14 protein-coding genes are annotated in these 23,473 nt (G+C 45.8%); 5 read left to right on the plus strand and 9 right to left on the minus strand.

Annotation, left to right across the window (positions count from 1 at the left end):
* Positions 1 to 407: 407 nt before the first annotated feature.
* Positions 408 to 2,030, plus strand: a complete 1,623-nt coding sequence (locus tag AC1RR2_RS15320) for an NAD(P)/FAD-dependent oxidoreductase (RefSeq protein ID WP_493223140.1) — start codon at positions 408 to 410, stop codon at positions 2,028 to 2,030.
* 106 nt (positions 2,031 to 2,136) lie between these two features.
* On the opposite strand, the gene AC1RR2_RS15325 is transcribed toward AC1RR2_RS15320, so the two are convergent.
* The 5 genes from AC1RR2_RS15325 to glnA all read right to left on the minus strand — a co-directional run bounded on the left by AC1RR2_RS15325 (position 2,137) and on the right by glnA (position 7,978).
* Positions 2,137 to 2,964, minus strand: coding sequence for an HDOD domain-containing protein (locus AC1RR2_RS15325; protein ID WP_493223141.1), 828 nt, complete (start codon positions 2,962 to 2,964; stop codon positions 2,137 to 2,139).
* Between the two features lie 258 nt (positions 2,965 to 3,222).
* Positions 3,223 to 4,674: a nitrogen regulation protein NR(I) gene (ntrC, locus tag AC1RR2_RS15330; protein WP_493223229.1), complete on the minus strand. Its 1,452-nt coding sequence runs from the start codon at positions 4,672 to 4,674 to the stop codon at positions 3,223 to 3,225.
* Between the two features lie 101 nt (positions 4,675 to 4,775).
* Positions 4,776 to 5,849 (minus strand): nitrogen regulation protein NR(II), encoded by a 1,074-nt coding sequence (gene glnL / locus AC1RR2_RS15335; RefSeq protein WP_493223142.1) that lies wholly within the window; start codon positions 5,847 to 5,849, stop codon positions 4,776 to 4,778.
* A 75-nt stretch (positions 5,850 to 5,924) separates the two neighbouring features.
* The gene (locus AC1RR2_RS15340) at positions 5,925 to 6,401 is read right to left on the minus strand and encodes a DUF4124 domain-containing protein (protein WP_493223143.1); all 477 of its coding nucleotides are present in this window, start codon (positions 6,399 to 6,401) and stop codon (positions 5,925 to 5,927) included.
* A gap of 161 nt (positions 6,402 to 6,562) precedes the next feature.
* The gene (glnA, locus tag AC1RR2_RS15345) at positions 6,563 to 7,978 is read right to left on the minus strand and encodes a type I glutamate--ammonia ligase (RefSeq protein WP_422996015.1); all 1,416 of its coding nucleotides are present in this window, start codon (positions 7,976 to 7,978) and stop codon (positions 6,563 to 6,565) included.
* 1,067 nt (positions 7,979 to 9,045) lie between these two features.
* Here glnA and AC1RR2_RS15350 point away from each other — a divergent pair.
* Positions 9,046 to 9,504 (plus strand): rhodanese-like domain-containing protein, encoded by a 459-nt coding sequence (locus AC1RR2_RS15350; protein ID WP_493223144.1) that lies wholly within the window; start codon positions 9,046 to 9,048, stop codon positions 9,502 to 9,504.
* Positions 9,505 to 9,626: 122 nt separating this feature from the next.
* Here AC1RR2_RS15350 and AC1RR2_RS15355 read toward each other — a convergent pair whose 3' ends face one another.
* From AC1RR2_RS15355 to AC1RR2_RS15365, 3 genes are all read right to left on the minus strand, one after another.
* Positions 9,627 to 12,602 (minus strand): TonB-dependent receptor plug domain-containing protein, encoded by a 2,976-nt coding sequence (locus AC1RR2_RS15355; protein ID WP_493223145.1) that lies wholly within the window; start codon positions 12,600 to 12,602, stop codon positions 9,627 to 9,629.
* A gap of 287 nt (positions 12,603 to 12,889) precedes the next feature.
* Positions 12,890 to 13,525, minus strand: a complete 636-nt coding sequence (locus AC1RR2_RS15360; RefSeq protein ID WP_493223146.1) for a 2-dehydro-3-deoxy-6-phosphogalactonate aldolase — start codon at positions 13,523 to 13,525, stop codon at positions 12,890 to 12,892.
* Positions 13,526 to 13,650: 125 nt separating this feature from the next.
* Complete coding sequence (locus tag AC1RR2_RS15365; RefSeq protein WP_493223147.1) at positions 13,651 to 16,752, minus strand: TonB-dependent receptor; 3,102 nt, start codon at positions 16,750 to 16,752, stop codon at positions 13,651 to 13,653.
* Between the two features lie 753 nt (positions 16,753 to 17,505).
* Between AC1RR2_RS15365 and AC1RR2_RS15370 the strand changes: the two genes are divergently transcribed.
* Positions 17,506 to 19,725 carry a phosphocholine-specific phospholipase C gene (locus tag AC1RR2_RS15370; RefSeq protein WP_493223148.1) on the plus strand — a complete coding sequence of 740 codons (2,220 nt, stop codon included), beginning with the start codon at positions 17,506 to 17,508 and terminating at the stop codon, positions 19,723 to 19,725.
* 30 nt (positions 19,726 to 19,755) lie between these two features.
* Here AC1RR2_RS15370 and AC1RR2_RS15375 read toward each other — a convergent pair whose 3' ends face one another.
* Positions 19,756 to 20,235, minus strand: coding sequence for an Lrp/AsnC family transcriptional regulator (locus AC1RR2_RS15375; protein ID WP_493223149.1), 480 nt, complete (start codon positions 20,233 to 20,235; stop codon positions 19,756 to 19,758).
* 244 nt (positions 20,236 to 20,479) lie between these two features.
* Here AC1RR2_RS15375 and kynU point away from each other — a divergent pair, with 244 nt between their 5' ends.
* Both kynU and kynA read left to right on the plus strand, forming a co-directional pair.
* The gene (gene kynU / locus AC1RR2_RS15380) at positions 20,480 to 21,751 is read left to right on the plus strand and encodes a kynureninase (RefSeq protein ID WP_493223150.1); all 1,272 of its coding nucleotides are present in this window, start codon (positions 20,480 to 20,482) and stop codon (positions 21,749 to 21,751) included.
* Positions 21,752 to 21,793: 42 nt separating this feature from the next.
* Positions 21,794 to 22,651: a tryptophan 2,3-dioxygenase gene (gene kynA / locus AC1RR2_RS15385; protein ID WP_493223151.1), complete on the plus strand. Its 858-nt coding sequence runs from the start codon at positions 21,794 to 21,796 to the stop codon at positions 22,649 to 22,651.
* The last annotated feature ends 822 nt before the right edge of the window (positions 22,652 to 23,473 follow it).

Raw genomic sequence — 23,473 nt, forward strand, 5'->3', positions numbered from 1 at the left:
TTTCCTAACTACCGAAGTAGCTAGTCGCTTCATTATCAAGTGCCCACATTTATTGACTGTTAATTGTTAAAGATCTTATTCTTTTCTACCTAAACTCACCCGAAGGTTTTTGTTTTTTGCGACGAAGCGTTGTGTTCGTCAGCAGCAGAGAAATGAGATTATGCAGCACTTCTAAATTTCCGTCAACCCCCTGTTTTTAACATCGTTTAAATTTTAGTTTCTTCAACTTCAATTTAAACCTTAGGAAATCAACGAACTACTACTTGCATGTCTTCTTATTTCAACCCCGCATTTCTGCGGGAGGCGAACTATAGCAAAGATTTACCTATTTAAGCAAGCTTAGATTATTTGGGGCATTTATTCAGTAACAGTTAAAATACGCGTTTGATTTATTGAGCACGCTTATTATGTTACGCCTGACCGACATACAACTCCCACTTGACCATGAAGAAGCTGATTTAAAAGAGGCAATTCTCACACGCCTAAAAATCGGCGCCGAAGGACTAATTAGCTTCACTATATTTAAGCGCAGCTATGACGCACGCAAAAAGACGGCTATCGTTCTCATATATACGATCGACGTAGAAGTGGCTGACGACGAAGCTCTATTGCATAAACTCAAGAGTGTGCAAGGTCAAAATAAGATCTCCAAAACGCCAGACACCAGCTATAAATTTGTCACGCATGCAAAAGCAGGCAGTTATCCTCGACCGGTAGTTATAGGGTTTGGCCCCTGCGGATTATTTGCGGCATTGATACTGGCCCAGATGGGATTTAAGCCCATAGTATTAGAGCGTGGCAAAGCTGTGCGAGAGCGCACTAAAGATACTTGGGGACTATGGCGCAAGCGCGAATTAAATCCCGAGTCCAATGTTCAATTCGGCGAAGGCGGTGCTGGCACGTTCTCCGACGGCAAACTCTATAGTCAAATTAAAGACCCCAAGCACTATGGGCGCAAAGTATTGACTGAGTTCGTCAAGTCGGGAGCACCCGAAGAAATTATGTATGTCAGCAAGCCACATATCGGCACCTTTCGCCTAGTCAAGATGATAGAAGAAATGCGTGCAAATATTATTGAATTAGGCGGTGAAATTCGCTTCGAACAAAAAGTAACCGATTTCGACATACAAAATGGTGAGATTTGTGGGCTGACAGTCAACGACCATGAAAAAATCCAAACTGATCATGTCGTACTTGCAGTAGGGCATAGCGCACGCGACACCTTTGAACTAGTTCATGCCAAAGGGATTTATGTCGAAGCTAAACCATTCTCTATCGGCTTTCGAATTGAGCACCCGCAATCCATTATTGATAAGGCGCGCTTTGGCTCCAACGCAGGAAATAAAATTCTTGGCGCGGCCGACTACAAATTAGTCCACCACGCGAAAAATGGTCGCTCTGTATATAGTTTCTGTATGTGTCCGGGCGGTACTGTAGTTGCAGCCACGTCTGAACCTGGGCGCGTTGTCACAAATGGAATGAGTCAATATTCACGCAATGAACGCAATGCAAATAGCGCTATCGTCGTCGGCATTTCTCCCGAAATCGACTATCCAGGAGATCCACTTGCAGGCATTGCGCTTCAGCGTGAACTCGAAAGCAAAGCATTTATTCTCGGGGGCAGTACTTATAATGCGCCGGGACAATTGATAGGCGACTTCTTAGCAAATCGCCCCTCAACTGAGCTTGGCGATGTCATTCCTTCATACAAGCCGGGAATCACCTTGTGCAATTTGGCTGACGCGCTACCTGCATTCGCAATCGAAGCGATGCGCGAGGCCATTCCAGAATTCGACAAACAAATTAAGGGTTTTTCGCTAAAAGATGCGATTCTCACTGGCGTTGAAACACGCACCTCCTCCCCCATTCGGATTAAACGAAAGGATAATGATCTTCAAAGTCTCAACACCAAAGGACTCTACCCAGCAGGCGAAGGTGCTGGCTACGCCGGGGGGATACTCTCTGCGGCAATTGATGGGATAAAAGTAGCAGAAGCGCTGGCACTTAGCTTGGAAAAGAAATACGCATAAAAAAGAGTGTCTGAAAAAAAACTCAGCCACTCACTTACTACACATGTCAAACACGACGATCTCACCCAAAAATGAGATCGTCGCAGAAATCAATCAGCGATCAAATTTAATTCACCAAATCTTCCAATCCAGCCGCCAATTCTGCCACTGGTGGCATATCATCCAAAAGTACTGATGCATTCAAGCCTAATTTAGCCAGCACTTCAGAAGGGATGGTTGCCTCCCGCTCTTCCCGTGAATACTTATTCTCTTCAGCGCGAGCGCACCAGACAGCCAAATGAATCACCGCAGCCATAGGCTCAAAAGTATCGTGCGATAGAGGTTCGGGGAAAGCTTTAATGACGCTGGCAAAATTATCAGGGAAACGCCAACGCTTGGCCAACTCGGCACCAACATCGGAATAATCATAGCCAAAAGACGTTTTTTCCACGTCCAGGCGACGTGAGTCTAAAGGACCGGCGATCTTATCAATTTGCAGCGTTTGCTCTGGCATCGCAGCGTGCATGACTAACTGGCCAATTGCATGCATTAAACCGACAGTAAAAGCAAAATCTGAATTTCCTTGTACTTTTTTTGCGATCCACTTTGCGATGACCGCTGTATGCATGCTATAGCGCCAAAACTGCTTCAAGTCTACACCAGGCATCGCTTTAAACCCGCCCGTTAAACCACTACTGATGACCAAAGTCCGAACCGTCATAAATCCCAACATCAGAACCGCATCATCTACCGTCCCTACACTACGTGAAGCATGGTAATAGGAAGAATTGGCCAGTCGCAATAACTTCGCACTTAACACCTGATCGGCTGCCAGCTTACTGGCGATCACATCAATCGAGACATCTTCATTATTAAAACTATCAATGACTTCTTGCACTACTTTTGGAATCGTAGGCAATGCGTTTTGTTGCTGGAATAGTGCGTCGAAATTCATAAAAATCCCCTAAGTATTACAGCAAATTATTTCACCATCAAAAATGCCCTGAGCCAAACAAATGCTAAACAAATACAAAAAAGTCTCAGGCGAATTGAAGACTTAGTGCAGACTAAGCCCGTAAAATCTGGGAAGTGTGGACATTCTCCAGAAACCGCTTATAAGCATCTGCACACAGAAATCATACTCTGTAAAATACCTTAGGGGAACATTTACAATCAATTAATCTTTACAAAAAAACGACAACCCATTCACCAGCTATTCATCTTTCACACCCTCAATTCCTAACTCTTGAATTTTCCGGCTTATAGTATTTCTACCTATACCCAAACGAATCGCTGCGTCATTCTTGCGTCCATGTGTATGTTTCAACGCTGCCTTGATCAGAACTGTCTCAAATTCCCGGCTCAATTTATTCATCACTTCTGCGACATCTTGATTTAGAAGTTCTCCTGCCTGGCGCTCTAACGCAACGCTCCAGGACGAAGCACTCTGCATTGTTGCGCTAACTTCAGGTGCATAATTCGCACCTTGTTTGTGCGCCCCCAGATCTTGATCTATGGGCAGTAACTCACCTGGCAAATCCAAGACCTCAACCACCTGACCTGGCGCCATCACCGTAATCCAATTACACAAGTTCTCTAACTGGCGCACATTACCCGGAAAATCCAAATGCGAAATATATGTTAAGGCATGATCGGACAGGCGCTTTGCATCCACGCCCAATTGTTTTGCACTTTGCATCAAAAAGTGTTTTGCCAGCACAGGGATATCTTCACGACGCTCACGCAAACTAGGTACACGCAGCCGTATCACATTCAGGCGATGAAATAAGTCTTCGCGAAATACACCTTCTTTGACGCGCGCTTCCAGATTTTGATGGGTCGCTGCGATCAAACGCACATTCGCTTTTAATGGCTGATGCCCACCAACACGATAGAAATGTCCGTCGGATAGAACTCGCAATAATCGCGTCTGCAAGTCAAATGGCATATCACCGATTTCGTCCAAGAACAGCGTGCCGCCTTCGGCTTGCTCAAATCGACCACGCCGGGCTGTCTGCGCGCCAGTGAACGCGCCGCGCTCATGACCAAATAATTCAGACTCCAAAAGATCTTTGGGAATCGCTGCCGTATTCAATGCAATAAAAGGCTGATTCACTCGCGGACTATGCTTATGTAAAGCACGCGCCACCAATTCCTTACCACTACCTGATTCACCGGTAATCAACACCGTCACACTCGATTGCGACAAACGTCCTATCGCCCGAAATACTTCTTGCATCGCAGCTGCGTGGCCGAGTATCTCAGTTTCAACATCGTGAATTTGCTCTACCGTAGTCTCGCGAGCACTCTCCTCCAGCGCACGTCGAATCAACTCAACCGCTTTTGACAGATCAAATGGTTTCGCTAGGTATTCAAATGCGCCGCCCTTGAACGCCGCCACAGCGGAGTCCAGATCAGAAAAAGCGGTCATGATAATCACGGGCAAACTAGGCAGGCGTTGCTTAATCGTTTGCAGAAGATCGAGCCCAGAAGCGCCATTCATACGTATGTCGGATACCAAAACTTGTGGCTGCTCTTCATCCAACGCCGACAGGACATCGTCTGGATTAGTAAAGCTGCGCGTCACTAAGCCTTCACGCGCCAACGCTTTTTCCAACACCCAACGTATCGAATCATCGTCGTCCACAATCCAAATGGTTTTCATCATTGCTTAGCATTCCAAAGAATAAATTCAGTTATAGCGCAAGTGCTGCACAAGCACGGTGCAAACACATTGCAAATGCGGTGCAAACGCAAAAAAAACGCTCAAGGCAAAGGAATCAATATACGGAAATCAGTACAGCCCGGTCGACTCTCACAATCAATCACACCTGCATGTTGCGTAATAAAAGCTTGCGCCAAGGTCAGACCCAAACCACTTCCACCATCACGTCCCGACACCAGAGGGTAAAAAATCCGGTCACGAATCGCGGGTGGAATACCAGGGCCGTTATCAATGATATGCAAATCTAATGCCAGCCTGTAACGCACCTTGGCTAGTGTCACCTGACGTACCACTCGAGTCTTAAAAATAATCTCCGCATCACCGTCTGCCATGCGCATGACCAAGGCTTGCGCCGCGTTATGCGCGATATTGAGCACCGCCTGAATCAACTGCTGTTGATCACCCCGAAACTCAGGGATAGACAAATCATAGTCACGCTTAATCACTAAGCCTTTTGAAAATTCCGCCACGATTAAGCTACGGACACGCTCACAGACTTCGTGAATATTCACGTCAGCAATCACTTGCGGCAAACGGTTCGGTGCCAACAAACGGTCAACCAAGACTTGCAAGCGATCGGCTTCTTTAATAATTACCTGCGTGTATTCACGCAACTCTTTGGCATCACGTTCCGGCAATTCCAGTTCTAATAACTGTGCCGCGCCACGAATACCCCCGAGAGGATTTTTAATCTCATGTGCCAGATTGCGAATCAATTCTTTATTCTCTTTATTTTGATCCTGCATACGCTCTTCACGGTCGAGCTTCAGTTGTTGCACATTTTCGCGCAACTCAATCAAGACCGGGGTATCAGGGAGATCCAGGGCTGTTACGATGCTATACACATGGAGTGGTTCACGGCCATTGCGCTCTAAAATAAGATCCTGCCTTTTGTCGGCAAATTGATGTTCTATGGCTTGTTGAAATCCATCAAGTAGCTCATCACCATTCAGAAATAAATCACTGAGTTGGGTATTCAGCAGTAATTTAGAGGGGCGCTCTAATAAGTTCTCTGCAGCGGGATTGGCATGCACAATGCATCCCTGGGGATTTAACACCAGCACCGCAGAAGCAAGCAACTCTAATCCGGCAAATTGATTCATGGACTCAGACATTACTAAAATTAAACATTTTCAAAATAAAAAAGGTCGCGATTGCGACCTTTTTTGAGGGTAGTGCAGGTCAAGTTCTTACTTAAGATTGCTGATCTCACGTTTTAATGCCTCAATATTTTTTTCTGTCCGTGCGATATCATTTTTCAGATTATTGACGCGCTCTACGTACTTTGCTGGCATGCGCTCATCGGCACGACGTTCTACTTCACCACCGTTATATTCCTTCTTCAGAGCCTCTAATTTTTGCTCTTCAACTTTCAACTCTTCGTTCAAAATCAACTTACGGTCAGAATCACGCGCTTTCTGAGTACCACTATCGACCTTAGGAAAATTTGCAGGACTTGAGCTTGCTTTAACCGCAGCAGATTTTTTATTCGCGCTAGCCGGAGCTGGCACCGCATTGCTAGGCAAATCCAATAGCTTACAGCCCTTAGTCACACCAGTATTACGATAGTCTTTCTTACCATTTGCATCTGTGCAGACATAGATCTGAGCATATGCAGAAGAGCAGAAGGCAAACAAGAAACCTAGTCCGATCAAATATTGCTTCATAGTGTGTCGCTTTGTGGTGAATAACAGGCTTAGTGTATGCCAAGCGACGATTTTGCACAATTACCAAGCTCATTTCAACCAGAACTCAAACATACAGGCCTACAAAAACCTAATATTGAAATAAAAAAGCGGGGCATGCCCCGCTTCTTTTAATCCACAAATTACAGAGAGTAATACATATCAAACTCAGCTGGATGCGTGGTCATACGCATACGCTGCACATCTTGCATCTTCAATTCGATATAAGCATCAATCATGCTTTCGCTGAACACACCACCGCGTGTCAAGAATTCGCGATCTTTGTTCAATGCATCCAAAGCTTCTTCCAAAGACGCACAGACTGTTGGGATCAATGCGTCTTCTTCTGGTGGCAAATGGTACAAATCTTTAGAAGCCGCTTCACCAGGATGAATTTTGTTTTGCACGCCATCTAAACCAGCCATCATCAAGGCCGCGAAACACAAATATGGATTCGCCAATGGATCTGGGAAACGCGCTTCAACGCGGCGGCCTTTTGGATTTGCCACGTAAGGAATACGGATAGAGGCAGAACGATTTTTCGCAGAATAAGCCAATTTCACCGGTGCCTCATAGCCAGGAACCAAACGCTTGTAAGAGTTAGTGCCAGGATTGGTGATCGCGTTCAATGCTTTCGCATGTTTGATGATACCGCCGATGTAGAACAAGGCGAATTCGGACAAACCAGCATAGCCATCGCCTGCGAACAGGTTTTTGCCATCTTTCCAAATAGATTGATGTACATGCATACCAGAACCATTGTCGCCAACGATAGGCTTAGGCATGAAGGTCGCTGTTTTACCGTAAGTATGCGCTACGTTCCATACAACATATTTCAAGTTCTGTGTCCAGTCTGCGCGTTCTACCAAAGTAGAAAACTTAGTACCGATTTCGTTTTGGCCTGCCCCAGCTACTTCATGGTGATGTACTTCGACCGGGATACCCAAGGATTCCAAGATCAGGCACATTTCAGAACGCATATCTTGAAAGCTGTCGACTGGTGGCACTGGGAAATAGCCGCCTTTGACGGTTGGACGGTGACCTGTGTTACCGCCTTCGAGTTTTTCGCCAGTTGTCCATGATGCTTCATCAGAATCAATCTTCACGAAACAGCCAGACATATCAATTTTCCAACGTACGCTGTCAAAAATGAAGAATTCTGGTTCTGGGCCGAAGTAAGCCGTATCACCGATACCGGATGATTTTAAATACGCTTCAGCGCGTTTTGCGATAGAACGTGGATCGCGGTCGTAACCTTTGCCGTCGGCTGGTTCGATCACGTCACATTGCATAAACAAGGTTGTCTCTTCCATGAATGGATCGATGTTGGCTGTGTTTGGATCTGGCATCAACAACATGTCAGACGCTTCAATACCTTTCCAACCTGCGATAGAAGAGCCGTCAAATGCATGACCTGATTCGAATTTATCGATATCGAAGTGAGAAATAGGCACTGTCACGTGCTGTTCTTTACCGCGTGTGTCAGCGAAACGGAAATCAACAAATTTTACTTCGTTGTCTTTCGCCATCTTCAACACTTCTGCTGGGGTCATTGCCATTTGAAACTCCTTCAATCGTTCAAAATAATCGTTCAAAAATAAGTGTAAGAACTACCGCACCGATACAAAGTATGCGTAAAAACGCAAAATTACTGCAACTAATCTCAATTCTCTGCTCACTATATGACACTGGCATTTCAAAAACGCACCATCACAATGCAAACAGGAAACGAGAATACGTCGAGGATATTAGCAGAAAGCGTGCCACGTACAAGTCAAAGAAGGCAATAAAATCAGCAATATTAAGTCTTTGTTTTATATGGGAAAATCAAATTCTACTCGACAAATTAATAATTTAATAAAATATATCACGCACCAAATCGGGGCTAACAATCCAGAAAGCACCATTTCAGTGCAAAAATAATGCTTTAAAATAGTGCGCGTACTGATTCAAAATATTGCAAAGTTACCATTACCTACAAAGTGAAAGTGCCTATTCCGATCTCCCTCTAGAAAGCTGGGACTAAGCCTTGAAAGAAATGAGCAACGCTGGCCCAAGGGCCTGTTGACATATATTTTAGGTAAGCGAATGTGCGCAAATGAGCACAGGGCTAGGCTATCGCTTGTGGGAAAGCATCCTTGCAAGGATGCTTCGTTGCGTCAGCGAGCCGCATGCTGCTCGAAGCCCTGACTGCACCGCAAGCTGCGCCGTAGTGTGAGCACTATAAGCAGATTGCAACAACGCCATGTACTCATTTGAGCCATTCCCGGAGGGTTTCAATCAAAACGCACGATGGACAGCGTTGCATCTCTTGCTGGGGCGCCCAGCCGCAGCGGCGAGATGCCTTTGCAAGGCGCATCATCGCAAGTATGCGATGACTGTTTCGCAGGCACATCGCTACGCTATGCGAAACCCCTGCTACACCCTTGCCATCCTGCGTTTTGATTGAAACGCTTAACTAAAATTTATGTCAACAGGCCCTAGGCTTTTGGTAAGATTCTCAAGATTGACCAGAGCCTGTTGGCATATAAATCAAATACCGGCTACGGGTGGACCTATCGCATCAGACATTCAGGCGAAAGAAATCACTTTCTTAATATAAATTTACGATAAGACGGAGGAATAGATGAACGAGATCATCGACAAGGCAAAACAACGCGGACAAGAACAAAACCTGCCTTACGCCGGCGCTGTAACACCTGAGGAGGCCTACCAACTTTTACGAGGAAGTCAGCCGGTAGTACTAGTCGACGTGCGCACTAACGCTGAACGAGACTGGGTAGGCCGCGTCAATATCAATGAAGACCAACACAAAGCAGTGCAATGGAGTCTCTATCCTGGTGGCACGCCAAATCCCGACTTCATAGCGCAACTTGAAGCTGCCGTGAGCGACAAAAATATTGCAATATTATTTCTATGTCGTTCAGGTGTGCGATCACGACATGGTGCAAAGTTGGCGACTGAAAATGGCTACACGGCCTGCTTTGATATTTTGCAAGGTTTTGAGGGTGATAAGGATGCGCATGGCCACCGCAAAACGGTGGGAGGCTGGTGCGCGGCAGATTTGCCCTGGCTTGGTGCTTAAAAGTATTTTGGGAATCTCTGTAAATTATTGGGCTTCGCTCTACTTAGCACCAAGCTACATCGACTGTAGATTGCCACTAAGTGAAGCGAAGCCCAACAGGGCGCAACAATACGATTACAAAATTACATAAACTTGTAACTCGCCGACACGCTAATCACACGACCAAACAAATTCAAACCGTGGTTGTAGCCTTCCCAACCGTAAGGATCATAGAAAGGTTTGGTATTCAAGACATTCTTGATATTCAAACCTAAACGCAGATCTTTCACTGGTGTCCAAGCGAAATTCAAGTTCACAGTTTTAAATGCAGGTGCGCCGCCACAATTATTCGGTGCGACTGGAACATCGGCTGCTGTACACGATTGAGGATTATTGTTTTCCTCATCATTCTTGTCATAGGCCCACTTTGATCCGCCGGTGTAATTCACGAACACGCTGCTGCTGAAGTCGCCATACTGCCAATCAACATTGAGGTTTGCCCGCAATTTTGGATTGCCATAATAGCCAACATAGTTTTGTGAAAATCCGTAACCATCATCGCCGTTATACGCATTGCGATTCATGATGGTCGCGGACGAACCGAAACTCAATTTACCGTAAGTCCCAAGATCAAAACGTGCATGCGCGTCAATATCAAAACCATCTATCATGGTGCGGCCGCGATTCATATACTTATTCGTTAAGCCCGCCAAAATACCGACGGAATATTTAGGCACACCACCCGCGCACGCCGCGGCATTGGCTGGATTCGCACACATACCCGCGACCGCTGCCATATTCGCTTTGTCGAAATCCGTAATCGGTGCACGTACCGCATTCGGCGCGCCGATCAATGCAGGTCCATATTTTTCAACTGCCTGATCGTACACTTCAGTAAAATCCTGACGAACGATTTCATTGCGGCGATACACGAACCAATAGTCAGCCGAAATATCAAACTGTTTGCTTGCTTGATAGACCAAACCTAAGGTGCTGATTTTGGCTTTTTCCGGTTGCAGGTTAGGATTCGGCGGTGTCAATCCACCGATGTTAATACTGCAGTTTGAATTCAATAAAGACTTGCCCAAATCCTGATCAGTGGTGCTAACCGATTTCATCAAAGTTTTTGCAATGGCATTCGTCTCATCGCAACGCACGGTGTCACGCATACCTCCTCGTTGAGCGTAAACCCCACCAACACCAGATTCCGCCAAATTCGGTGCACGGAATCCTTGAGAATAAGTGCTGCGTATCAGCAGATCTGTAATGGGTCGATAGCTGACACCAATTTTTGGCGCCAGGTTCGCTGCGAAATTTGGATATTTATCAATCCGGGCTGCCGTGTTCACTTCCAAATTTTTCGCCAAGGGGAAAATTGCTTCCCCAAATACCGCAGCTATCGTACGAGAACCATCAAACCAGGAGCCACCTTGTTGCGTGATCTTGCCGTCGGCAGCATCTTTATTGCCTGGCGTTTCAAATTCTTCGCGCATCAAGTTAACACCGAAAGCCGCACGCGCATCTCCCGCCGGCATTTTAAACAAACTACCTTCGAGTTTTGCGTCCCAGGTCACTAATTTAGTCCAGGATTGAATGTCAAACGTGGGGTAGGCTTGGCGTAAGAGCTCTGCATTTTTTTCGCTGATAACACCAAATTGATAGGCGGGATTATCTGCGATGTAAGTACGCTTGGTCACCGGATCCACAGTGAATGGGCCGAAGGCTTTTTCAAAGCCATCTTTGTTCACATTAATAGTTTGATACAGAGTGGAATGACTGCCGGCGACCGCCAATGCCGATTCAAAGTCCCATTGACCTAATGATCCACGAACACCTGCCATGGCGCGATAGGTTTTATCAGTATTTTGTTGACCGAAATGACCTTTAGCATCTTGCATCAGATACGTTAAGCCAGCTGCACCGCCCATTTTATCTTTGAGATCGGCACTCATGTTTTTCAAGTACACATTATTCGGCCCTAAGTAAGGATAAGTAAACGTGTTAAGTGTCGTCCCCGTGTTACGTGAATACCAATTCGCCGTGCCGCCGCCACTATTAAATGAACGAGGGCCATTCGCTCCGCGCATATCAATATCGGTAAAGGCAAGCTCACCAAAGCCTTCCCAATCGTTTGCCAGTTGTAAACGTCCGCTGACAAAAACAGTGGCTCGATCTGACTTTGGCCCCGTATCTAAAGCGTAAGGCAGTGTATTCCAAACACATCGGGTGCCTGAGCCTTCAGTAATAAAAGTGGAACAACCTGCAGCGGCTTGTTGGTAGCGTTTATTATTCGCATTTTTATCAAACACAAACAGCGTACCGGGATTTAATTGCCCCGGCTGACTACCTTCAGTGAGGCGGAAGTTAGTGATATAGCTGGGATTGTTAATATAAAATTGTTCCGGACGTTTCAGGTAAGTGTCTTCTAATGCGATGCGGTCGCGCTTATACAAATTCACCGAACCATAAATATTGTATTTATCCTGACTTAAATCACCGAAACCAAACAGAGCACTAGCCTGACGTTCACCATAGGATTTCACATCGCGTGAACTGTCGAAAGTCGCACTGGCCTGCAAACCATTATAAGATTTTTTGGTAATGATATTGATCACACCTGCCACCGCATCAGATCCATACACAGCGGAAGCGCCATCGGTCAGTACTTCCATGCGTTCAATTGCCGCAGCGGGGATCGCATCTATGTTCACGAATTGCGTTTGAAAGCCTTCTGGCGCACCGTAAAAAGACAGGCGGCGGCCATTCAATAAAATCAAAGTACCTTGCGCGCCTAGCCCACGCAAGTTCGCTTGCGAGGCACCATCGGAACCTGTGAACATGGAACGAAAATCTTGTTGTGCTGGCCGGGCGGCAGGCAGATTGTCAAGTACTTGCAACAGAGTACGGGCGCCCATATGTTCGATTTGTTTTGCATCTATGATTTGCACTGGTGATGCAGTTTCGGCATTCACGCGTTTAATGCTGGAGCCTGTCACTTCAACTCTTTGTACTTTCTCTTCTTTTTTCTCAAGTTTTTCTTGTACCTCTTGAGCATAAGCACAAGCGATTGAGGCATAACCAACAGCGGTGAGCGCGATCACTATTTTCTTCAGTTTCATTCCTATCTCCTTTTTTTGAATATCGATGCGTATGTAGGGACACCATCAGAAAGACTCGCAAAAAAAATTCGCGCAGGCATACAAAGTGTGTCGTACTGATGAAAGATAAAGGAAAAATAAAAAGCGCAACAGCGAGGAATGTTTAAGCGTTCATCAAGAAAAATTAGATGATGAATTAACTGAATAAAATTGCGATTTAGCGAAAGAAAAAATCAAAGAAAAAAGAGCGCATTTCGACATAAAATGCGCTCTTCTTTTCAAATAGAATGCCGTCAGACTATAAGGAGTTAAGCGGTAGATAAAGCTTGCCATGCAAGAACGTAGGCCTCCGCATTCGCCTTTACCTGCATCGCATTCCAAGATGCTTTATACAAATTCGAACCCAAGCCAAATCCCTGCGCGCCAGCATCGACATACGCTTGTATACCGTCCGGTTTTACACCACCAACTGGCAAACAAATAGTCTGCGCTGGCAAGACAGAACGCCAAGCTTTCAAGACTGAGGGCGGTACGCTTTCGGAGGGAAATAATTTCAAAGCGTCAGCACCAGCATGCAAGGCGGCGAACGCTTCCGTTAATGTAGCCACGCCAGGTGTGCATAGCATGTCCAGTCCTTTGGCTGCACGAATCACTTCCGTGTCTGCATGTGGCATCACAATCAATCGGGCACCTGTCTGATGTACCGCAGCGACTTGATCAGGCGTCATCACGGTACCTGCCCCTATCAGGCAATCTTTAGGTAAATGTTGTACCAGCAACGCGATGCTGGTAATGGCATCTGGCGAGTTCAACGGAATTTCTATACAACGAAAACCAGCAGCATAAATCGCTCGTGCAATATCAACGCATTCACTACTTTGTATACCGCGCAAAATTGCAATCAAGGGAATGGGAGAGAGGTAGGTAGATAGGCTGATGTTCATAGAAATTTTTTAGCAAACAAAGAAAAAAAGCGCTCTCAGCCAAGGTAACATGCTGAGAGCGCAGATACAAGTATCGCCTATAGTCACTGAGGATTAACAGACGATACGATTCCCCCGAATCAAGATTAGAATTTGTAATTGTATTCAGCCGTCAAACGTGCAGAGCGTGGACCTATGCGATTACCACCTTGTAAGTAAGTTGGACTAATATTACCGCTACCACTATTCGAGCCGCTGTTTTCAGAGTTGAAGGTACGGCTATCAAATACATTAAACACATCCACTTTCAAATTCAGCCCTTTGATCGCCAATGGTTGATACGATAAATTCATATCCAATTGCGTGGTCCAAGGCAAACGACCACGACTTCCACGTGGTGATGGCTTGCCACCATCAGCATCGCAGAAGAAGAAATAATTGCCCGCATAATGGCCGACATCTTGCCCTGCAGATTCTGGCAATTGACCAAGACAATTGCGTGGACGACCTGAGGCCACCTGCAGATTGGCACCAATCATCCATTCAGTCGCAACTTGATAGAAGCCGTAAGCTTTAATCACATGCGTACGATCACCGGATAAAGGACCGTAAGCGTTGTAGGCTAATTCTTTGTAATCCGAACCAGCACTCAAACCCACATCACCACCCGCGACACCGGAATCAGTCTGGCCTTCCGTATTACCAACACTGCGCGACCAGGTGTAATTGAGCTTACCGTACCAGCCATCACGGAAAGGATGTTCTAGGAAGAAATTCAAAGCTGTATAGGTGCGCTTCACTTTTGGCAGACCAATATCTTCCGCTGTCAAATTCGCTTTTACTAAGGCACTGCCGCTACCAGAACCATGCGGATCAAACCAAACTGTATTCGCTTCCCCGGTATTGATTACCATACACCAGGATGGGTACAAGCTATTGTCCGTTCCACCAGTATCAGCTTCTAAATCAGGATAACCATTACGCTTACCCCAGGCAAAAATCGGACGTGGATCGCAAGTATCATCGTAGCTGGTACGCAATGTACGATACGTTCCCATCAAGCCAAAGTTGAATTTCGCAGAAATCGCCTTTTCAAAACCGATAGACATTTCATCTTGATAGAATGGTTTAATATTTTCTGCTGCCACCGAGCGAGCATCAGGTGAGGTATTGATATTCACAATCACATCACTGATAGGCTTCATCCCTTGTGGCAAACCCGTTACCGCATCAACGCCAGTGTAAGTGTAATAGCGTGTGGTCGTCTTTAACTCCGAGCCCATATTACCTACCAAATTAGTGGGTACTGGCATAAAGTAACGTCCAGCATTCGCGAACGCTTTGAAACTACCATCGCGATTTACATCCCATGTCACACCTAAGCGCGGTGCGATTTGCCGAGTCTGCGAAATAACTAACTCCTGCTTATTGTTGTAGTTGTGAAATTGCTCGTTACGCAAACCCAAATCCAATAAAACATTGTCCGTGACTTGATAGCGATCTTGTATGTATTGTGCAGACTGATTGGTCGTGGGAGCACCGGATTTGAAATAAGTGCCTTCAGACACGTAATACCCTTGTGTACCAAATCCACCACCTTGCGCCAATGTCAAATTCGCACCGCCCGGCATCCAGGTCGTCGGATTATTATGATACTGATAGCTATAGCTCTTACCGCCAGGACGCGTCGCACCGACCCATGATGCCGCTTTGTTGTAATCGATACCAGCACGCAAAGCATGATTGCCCAGCTTGTATTCCAAATCCAGACGCAAAGTTTGCTGCTCATCGCGCGCATCGGGGCGTACTTGATCACCAAATGGTTGCGGGTTACTTGATGGATAAGTCAAACCAGGAGCACGGGAGGTTACTGAGCTGCTCACTGAACTGATGGCTGGGTTATAACCATAAGGAATCACACGTGGCGTTGTATTCGATTTGCCGTACAAAGCAGTTATTGTCAGATCATCTGTAAGATAGCCAGTGTATTTAAAAATATGATCTGTGCTACCTGGGCTGCTACCACCGCTCCCGCCACGGGTATTACCAGCATTCCAGACTGTCGTTCCATTACGTTTCACATTGTCGTGTGTCAGTGTGGTGTAATTAAAGCCGTAGCTGGATGAAGTATTTTTTGATTGATCTAAAATGTAGGTGTATTCAAAATGGTGGTCGTCAGTTAAGTTGTAATCGATCTTCGCCAAATAACGTCCAACTTCACCCTTATTAACCGACCAGCCGCTGGCGTTGTAATTAGTATCGGAACTAGCCCCTACCGATTCACTGTTTGAACGTGTTTGTTCGAGCGCCGTAAAAATAAATAACTTATTTTTGATCAGTGGTCCACCTGCATAGATACCCAAAGTCTTACTGGTTGATGCGTTGTCACGTGCGTAGTACTGCAACTTACCATCGGTCTTAGGGTTGTCGCCCGTGTTGGGGAAATAGGTATTTAATTGACGTGCACTTAAACTCGACGGCGCAATTGATAAGCGCGCACCTACCTCCCAATTATTGGTACCGCTCTTAGTCGTGATATTTACCACACCGCCAGTCGCGCGGCCAAACTCCGAGCTATAACCACCCGATAAAACCTGGGCGTTGGCGATTGCGCCAAAAGGCAATTCCGATGCACCGACTTGCGTCAAGATATTCGTTACCGGAAAACCGTTAATGTAGTAGGCATTTTCAGAGACGCTAGCGCCACCGAAACTAGAAACATTGCCGTAGTAACCCGAAACGTTCTTGATGGTTCCTGGTGCCAAGGCAACAATCGCCTGCACATTCTGCGACATCGGCAACTTGATCAATTCTTTAGAAGTGAACACCGTACCGTTATTCGTGTTGGAAACGTCAATGCGATTCACTTTCGCTTGTACCGTCACTGTCTGAATCTCGCTATTGAACGAGGCTTCAACCCCCTGACCTATCAGCGATTCGACATCTAAAGTTTTTTCGACTTTTCCGTCACGCATCAATTTGACTTGATAACGACCGGGTGGCATCGAGGTCGCCTGATACTTGCCTTTGGCGTCAGGAGTCACCACGCGGCTGACGCCTGTCGCAGCATTTTCAAGCACTACCGTTACGCCGGGCTGTGCCGTGACCTGACCGAAAATAGTACCTGTAGCGTTGGACTGCGCCATACTGCTACCAGATACGCCGAAAGTGAATAGCGCTGTGCCGAATGCCAAAGCAAGTGCTCGCGCCATGACAGAATGTTGTATGAGTTTAGTAGGTTTGGACATAATCGTTTCAAATAGGTTAGAACTGAGTTTGCATTAAGTTTTCATTGACTAGGTGACGCACCTTGCGTCGAGAAATCGGTTTTTCATCCGGCTCTCCACCAACAATGAGCTGTGATTTCTTATTCGCCAGCAGCAATCATGCGAAAACAATTCTTATGAAATTGCGGAGATCTGTATCAGATCGGGAGCAAGACAGAGTCGGCATAAAAAAGTCTAATCAGGTCGACTCAAGGACGCCAACGACATAAATTCAACTCGTCATTCAGATTTACTTAATGAAGTTGATTGCGTGATTTCTTGCCAGGTCGTTGGCAAGACAAATCGTCCTTAATTCATAGGAAATTAGGAATATAGAAAGCGCACATTGCTCAGGCAAGATTGATTTACTCATTTAGTTTTTTCTGATGAGATCAGTAAAAAGTCATGAAGAAAAAACGCCATACAGGTATTCGAAGTTGTGAATTCGCCACAGAAATACAACTACGCTATCGACTTACAATGCGAATCAGAGAATGTAGCGATATTTGCCAAGCCACAGTCCTTTCAAATATGAAATAAGATTCGAACAGGGCTTTAAGCATACTCCAATGAAGTTCATTAAAAAAATCTCAAGGCATCCTTCAATCTTAATATCTGTGTCACAAACATCCATTAAGTTATGCTGAAGTCGATTTGCTAGAAATCGGTAAGAAGCAGCAGCATTAATTCACCTGACAACCTCACTTCACAATTTAAGAAAAAATCGCAATTCATATGGACACAACGAACAAGAAAAATTCCAGACGAACTTTCCTCAAATGGATGGCACAAACCAGCGTCGTATCGACGAGTATTGCAGCACTCCCCACTAGCATTGCAAAAGCGCTCGCGATTGCACCTGACAGTACCAGCAAGAGTATCCAAGACGTCAAACATGTCGTCATCTTCATGCAAGAAAATCGCTCCTTTGATCACTATTTTGGTTGCCTGAAAGGTGTACGTGGTTTTGGTGATCCTCGCCCTAGCTTTACACGGCAAGGCAAGCCCGTGTGGCAACAATCGGGGGAATATGGTCGCTTCCATTTACCCTTTCCATTAAACGCTGGCGACAATGACTCTGCCTTCGACCGCAGCCAATGCCTGCCTAAAGATCTACCTCACAATTGGAAATACAGTCAAAAAATGTGGGCGCATTACGATGTCTGGGTGCACGAGAAAGGCACTATGTGCATGGGCTATTTAAGCCGTAAAGAACTACCATTTTATTATGCGCTAGCAGATGCTTTCACGGTGGGTGATGCCTACTACGCCTCAGTATTTGGTCCTACTGATCCGAATCGCATGTTTTTGTTTTCTGGAACTAGCGGGGTGTCAGTCGGACGTGATGGCCGTCATACTTTATCAAATGTCGACGACGGCAATGAAACTTCTTGTATGTCTCGCGATAAAAAAGAATGGAAGTCACCCTATCTCTGGACCTCGTATGCAGAACGCTTGAGTCAACATCAAATCAGTTGGAAGGTGTATCAGGAATATGATAATTACGGCGATAACTCGCTCGCCTATTTCCCTCAATTCCGTAATTTGAACTTGGATGATCCTATACAAAAGGACAGGTATCAACGTGGAAGAGCTTATGCGGGTGAAACCACGCAGCTAGATGCTAAAGGCCTGCCGCTCAATACCAATCCACCCGATGCACAGGCACTGGTCGATTATTTTGCACAAGATGTGCGCTCCGGTAATTTACCCGCGGTGTCATGGATTGTTGCCCCCACCAAATTCTGTGAGCACCCAGAAAAAAACCCACCTGGTTATGGCGAATCTCTGACCTCACGCATCCTCGATGTGCTGACCGAAGACCCCAAAGTCTGGTCGCAAACGGTACTGATTTTATGTTATGACGAAGAAGGCGGATTCTTTGATCATTTGCCGCCCCCGGTCGCGCCAAGCTCTCGTGATCAGGGTTACAGCACAGTATCAACTGAAGGCGAAATCAGTGGCGGAGAGGCCTTTGGCCTGGGCGCACGATTGCCGTTTATGGCGATATCGCCTTGGAGTCGTGGTGGCTTTGTGTGCTCGGAGGTATTTGATCACACCTCGATTTTACGTTTTCTAGAACAACGTTTCGGCGTCATGGAGCCGAATATTTCAGCATGGCGACGAAGTGTCTGCGGTGACTTGACTTCGATGTTTGACTTCCAAAGGCAAGATAATCTACGTCCAGATCAGTTATTCAACATCCCGCATCAGCAGTACATAGAAAATGCGCAGCGCAGTTGCAGCTCAGTGAAAAGCAATTTACCGCTCAATACCAGCAGCTTGCCTCAGCAAGAACGCGATGCTTCTGACTCGCCATTTGCCAACACACGCCCTGCTCGCGCGCTCTACTATATGCTGGAAGTGAATGGCACATTCCACAAAGAGAGCGATAATTTCTCGATACAATTGAGTAATGTCGGAACAGCGGCTGCCGTATTTACCGTCTACGCCAACGGACACAATGCGGGTCCGTGGTACTACACAATAGGTAGTCAAAAGAATTTTTCTGAGACCTGGCTTTTAGACGATTTCGCCAGCCGTCGCTACGCATTGCGCGTGTTTGGCCCCAACGGTTTTATGCGTGAATTTCAAGGTCAGCAGCAACATCAAGTTGAGGCACAAATGCTGAGTTTGGATAGTCATACTCGAGTGCCTGATCAGAGTCCGGTGCTTAAATTAATTCTGTCGAATCATGGCACGCAGACTCAAACCTTAATCATCAGCGATACATTTTACGGCGCACCTGAACAAAGCATACAGCTCACGCCACTAAGTAATCATACACTGTACTTGAATCAGGAAAATAGTTTTGGCTGGTATGACGTGCAGGTCCGATTGGCTAACGATAAGACCTATTTGCGTCGCTTCGCCGGTCATTTAGAAACTGGACGTCCTAGCCGCAGTGATCCTGCGAATGGGAGATTTATTTTACCGCTAGCTAACAATAATTAAGTCTTGACCAAACCACTGGGCAAGCAAGTATCAGAATTGTTCGCTCAGCAATTCTGGTGCCAGCTCAGTGCATTCTTTCAAAGTCTGCAGTACGATGTTCGAACGTATGTCCAGCACACCTGTGGTTTTATACAATCGTTCCAACACAAACGACGAATAGTGTTTTAAATTGCGGGCACGCACTCGTAAGAGATAGTTCGCATCGCCCGTAATAATGTAAGAGCCGACGACCTCCGGCCAACTCTGCAATGCAGCCGAGAAATTCTCATGCCAATGTTCTACATCGCGCCGCATGGTGACCTGAACAAATGCATCAACTTCCAAACCAAGCACATTTGTATCGAGCACCGCTCGGTAATGGCTAATCACACCGCTTTCCTCCAACATACGCACGCGGCGCAAGCAGGAAGAAGGCGAGAGAAAAACCTTTTCGGCGAGGTCTTGATTGCTGATACGTCCATCTGCCTGTAATAGCAGTAAAATCTTCAAATCGGTAGGGTCGAGTTGCATGTGAATTTTTCCATCACTTTTGATCGGCAAGCTTACATATTATTCTAGTTTCACAAAAAAAAACGCGACAATTTGCAAGAAAGCATCTAGAAATTTCGCATAAAATACCTTTATTGCAAATTATTTCGATGTACTTATCATGCAAGAAACAAGACAGAGGAATAGGGATACTGCCGACGCATCACTCCCAGAAGTCATTGCGATCAAACTAAGGCGAAAACTAAGTTAGAAATTGGGATAAAAAATGAATGACACGAAACAAGAAAATAGCCTCAGAGAAGACTGCCTGCAGCTAGACCTCCACGATACTCTCGCTCCTTTACGACAACAATTTCAACTGCCATCCGGCATGATTTATCTCGACGGTAACTCCCTAGGTGCGCAACCGAAAGCGGCACTAGTCCGTGCCACCCAAGTAATACAAGAAGAATGGGGCATGGATTTAATCAAAAGTTGGAACAAAGCGGGCTGGTTTGATCTCCCATCGAGATTGGGAAATTTATTAGCACCGCTAATCGGGGCGGAACCAGAGGAAGTCGTAATCACCGATACCACGTCGATTAATCTGTTCAAAGCAATCGCTGCCGCCTTACACCTGCAAGCGCAAACCAGCAAGCTTGCGGCACGCAAAGTCATCATCACTGAACGCAGCAATTTCCCTACCGATATTTATATGGCAGAGGGCTTAACGCGCTGGCTAGATCGTGGTTATCGCTTGCATCTGATCGACTCGCCAGACGAATTAGCTGGTGCAATCAATCACGAAACCGCCTTAGTCATGCTGACGCATGTGAATTACCGTAGCGGTTATTTGTACGATATGGCAGACGTAAACCGATTAGCGCATGAACACGGTGCGCTGTGTTTATGGGATCTGGCGCATTCTGCCGGTGCGGTTGAAATAGACCTGCATAAGGCGAATGCTGACTTCGCAGTAGGTTGTTGTTACAAATACCTGAACGGCGGCCCCGGTGCGCCCGCCTTCATCTGGGTACCGCAACGACATCAGGCTGCATTTCAACACCCACTAACTGGCTGGTGGGGTCATGCCGCGCCGTTCGCAATGCAGCCAACTTTTGAGGCGACACCCGGCATACGCCGTGCGTTGTGCGGCACACAGCCTATTGTGTCTTTGGCGATGATTGAATCCGGACTCGACATTTTCAAACAAACCACCATGACCGCAATACGCGACAAGTCCCTAGCATTGACGGATCTGTTTATCCAATTAGTAGAAACTCGCTGTGCCAGTCATCCTCTAACTTTGGTCACGCCGCGCCAGCACGAGCAACGTGGTAGCCATGTCAGTTTTCAGCACCAACATGCCTATGCCATCATTCAAGCCTTGATCGAACGTGGTGTCGTTGGTGATTATCGCGAGCCTGGCATTATGCGTTTTGGTTTCACGCCCTTGTACACCAGCTTTACTGATGTTTGGGATGCAGTGGAACACCTGCGCGACATCCTTGACCGGCAAGCTTACCAAGCCGACATACAAAGAAATGCAGTGACCTGAAGCAAGCGTCACATCTGACTAAACACTTTAGTAAAGACTATCATGAACGATCAAAATCAAGCTCCAGAAGGTAAATGTCCGATGTCCTGGCATGGTGCCAAACTCGATTTCAGCAAAGATATGAGCTATGGCGATTATCTGGGCTTAGATCAAATTCTCAGCGCGCAACATCCTCGCTCGCCAAATCACAATGAAATGCTGTTCATCATCCAACATCAAACCAGCGAACTGTGGATCAAATTGATGCTGCATGAACTGCATGCGGTACGTGTCCAGATTCGTCTCGGCGATTTACCACCAGCATTTAAAATGTTGTCACGCGTGGCTCGCATCATGGATCAACTGGTTCATGCCTGGGATGTGTTGGCGACCATGACACCCAGTGAATACACCGCCATCCGCCCGTATCTAGGTAATTCTTCTGGTTTTCAATCGCATCAATATCGTGAACTGGAATATATACTAGGCAATAAGAATGCGACTTTATTACAAGTCCATGAAAAATCGGCCGAAGCTCATGCGAGTTTAGAAGCGGCATTACAATCACCATCCATTTACGACGAAACCATCATGTTCATGGCGCGTAACGGTTTTGCGATTGATGCTACTCGATTGCAGCAAGACTGGACTTTACCTGTCATCGAAAATAATTCGGTCAAACTGGCATGGCAAAAAGTCTATCAAGCGCCTGAACAGCACTGGATGTTTTATGAACTCGCCGAAAAATTGGTCGATATGGAAACCGCCTTCCGTATCTGGCGCTTCCGTCACGTTACTACCGTTGAGCGCATCATTGGCTTCAAAACAGGTACTGGCGGCACAGCCGGCGTCAGCTATTTGCGTAAGATGCTCGATGTCGTGCTTTTCCCTGAATTATTTTCTATCCGCACTGAACTATAATCTCCGCACCTATTCAATCTCTTACACTGGTGGTAGCACGCACGTAAAAAGTGCGTCAATGACCACCAGTTATAGTGCCCCCCCAAAAAAAAGAGAAATAAACCCCTCTCTCAACTTCCCGTCGGCTTGATATATCTAAATACCGATAGAACTCTGACTGATCCAGCTGAAAAATTGCTTCTTTAAAATTAAGCGAATAACATTAATAAACCTAGCTAAGATCTTCATTTTTAAATGATTGCTGCGCTGCACACGCTCAAATAAAAATTACCTAAATAGCAATACTCAACTTTCTCGATTACGACCAGAACTGTTGTAAAAATGACGCATCATCTAGCTCGATGAAATTTATTTTTTTTTGCAAATAGTAACAATAACAATAAATTTCATTGGTGAAACTTTACGTAAAATTTGGCGCGACTAAATCACATTTGCCATATTGCTCATTTTTAACTGAATTTACGGCGGAAAAAAATCAAAATTTTTGAATAAAATTTCGATATGAACCACTTTAATGAAATATAAATTTTCATCACTTAGATCAATCCCATCGCTAATCGGATTAGCTTTAAAAAAGATTATATAAAACACAACTGGTATTAATTTGGTTCTTACAAGTAACTGTTGTTTTTCAAACTTGCATCAATTCTGCTGGCTTGACACTCAAGTGCTGCAGATGGTCTCATTCCAAATGAATGTTTTTTTCAGGGTTAAATAGATAACTTTTTCCGCTATGTAAGTGCACTCCTTATGATAATTCGAGGTTTTAAATGGGGTTTTATCAAGGCACAACAAACGTTAAAAAGCTCTATATAGATTAGA

The organism is Undibacterium sp. GW821-FHT11H02 (assembly GCF_058808015.1).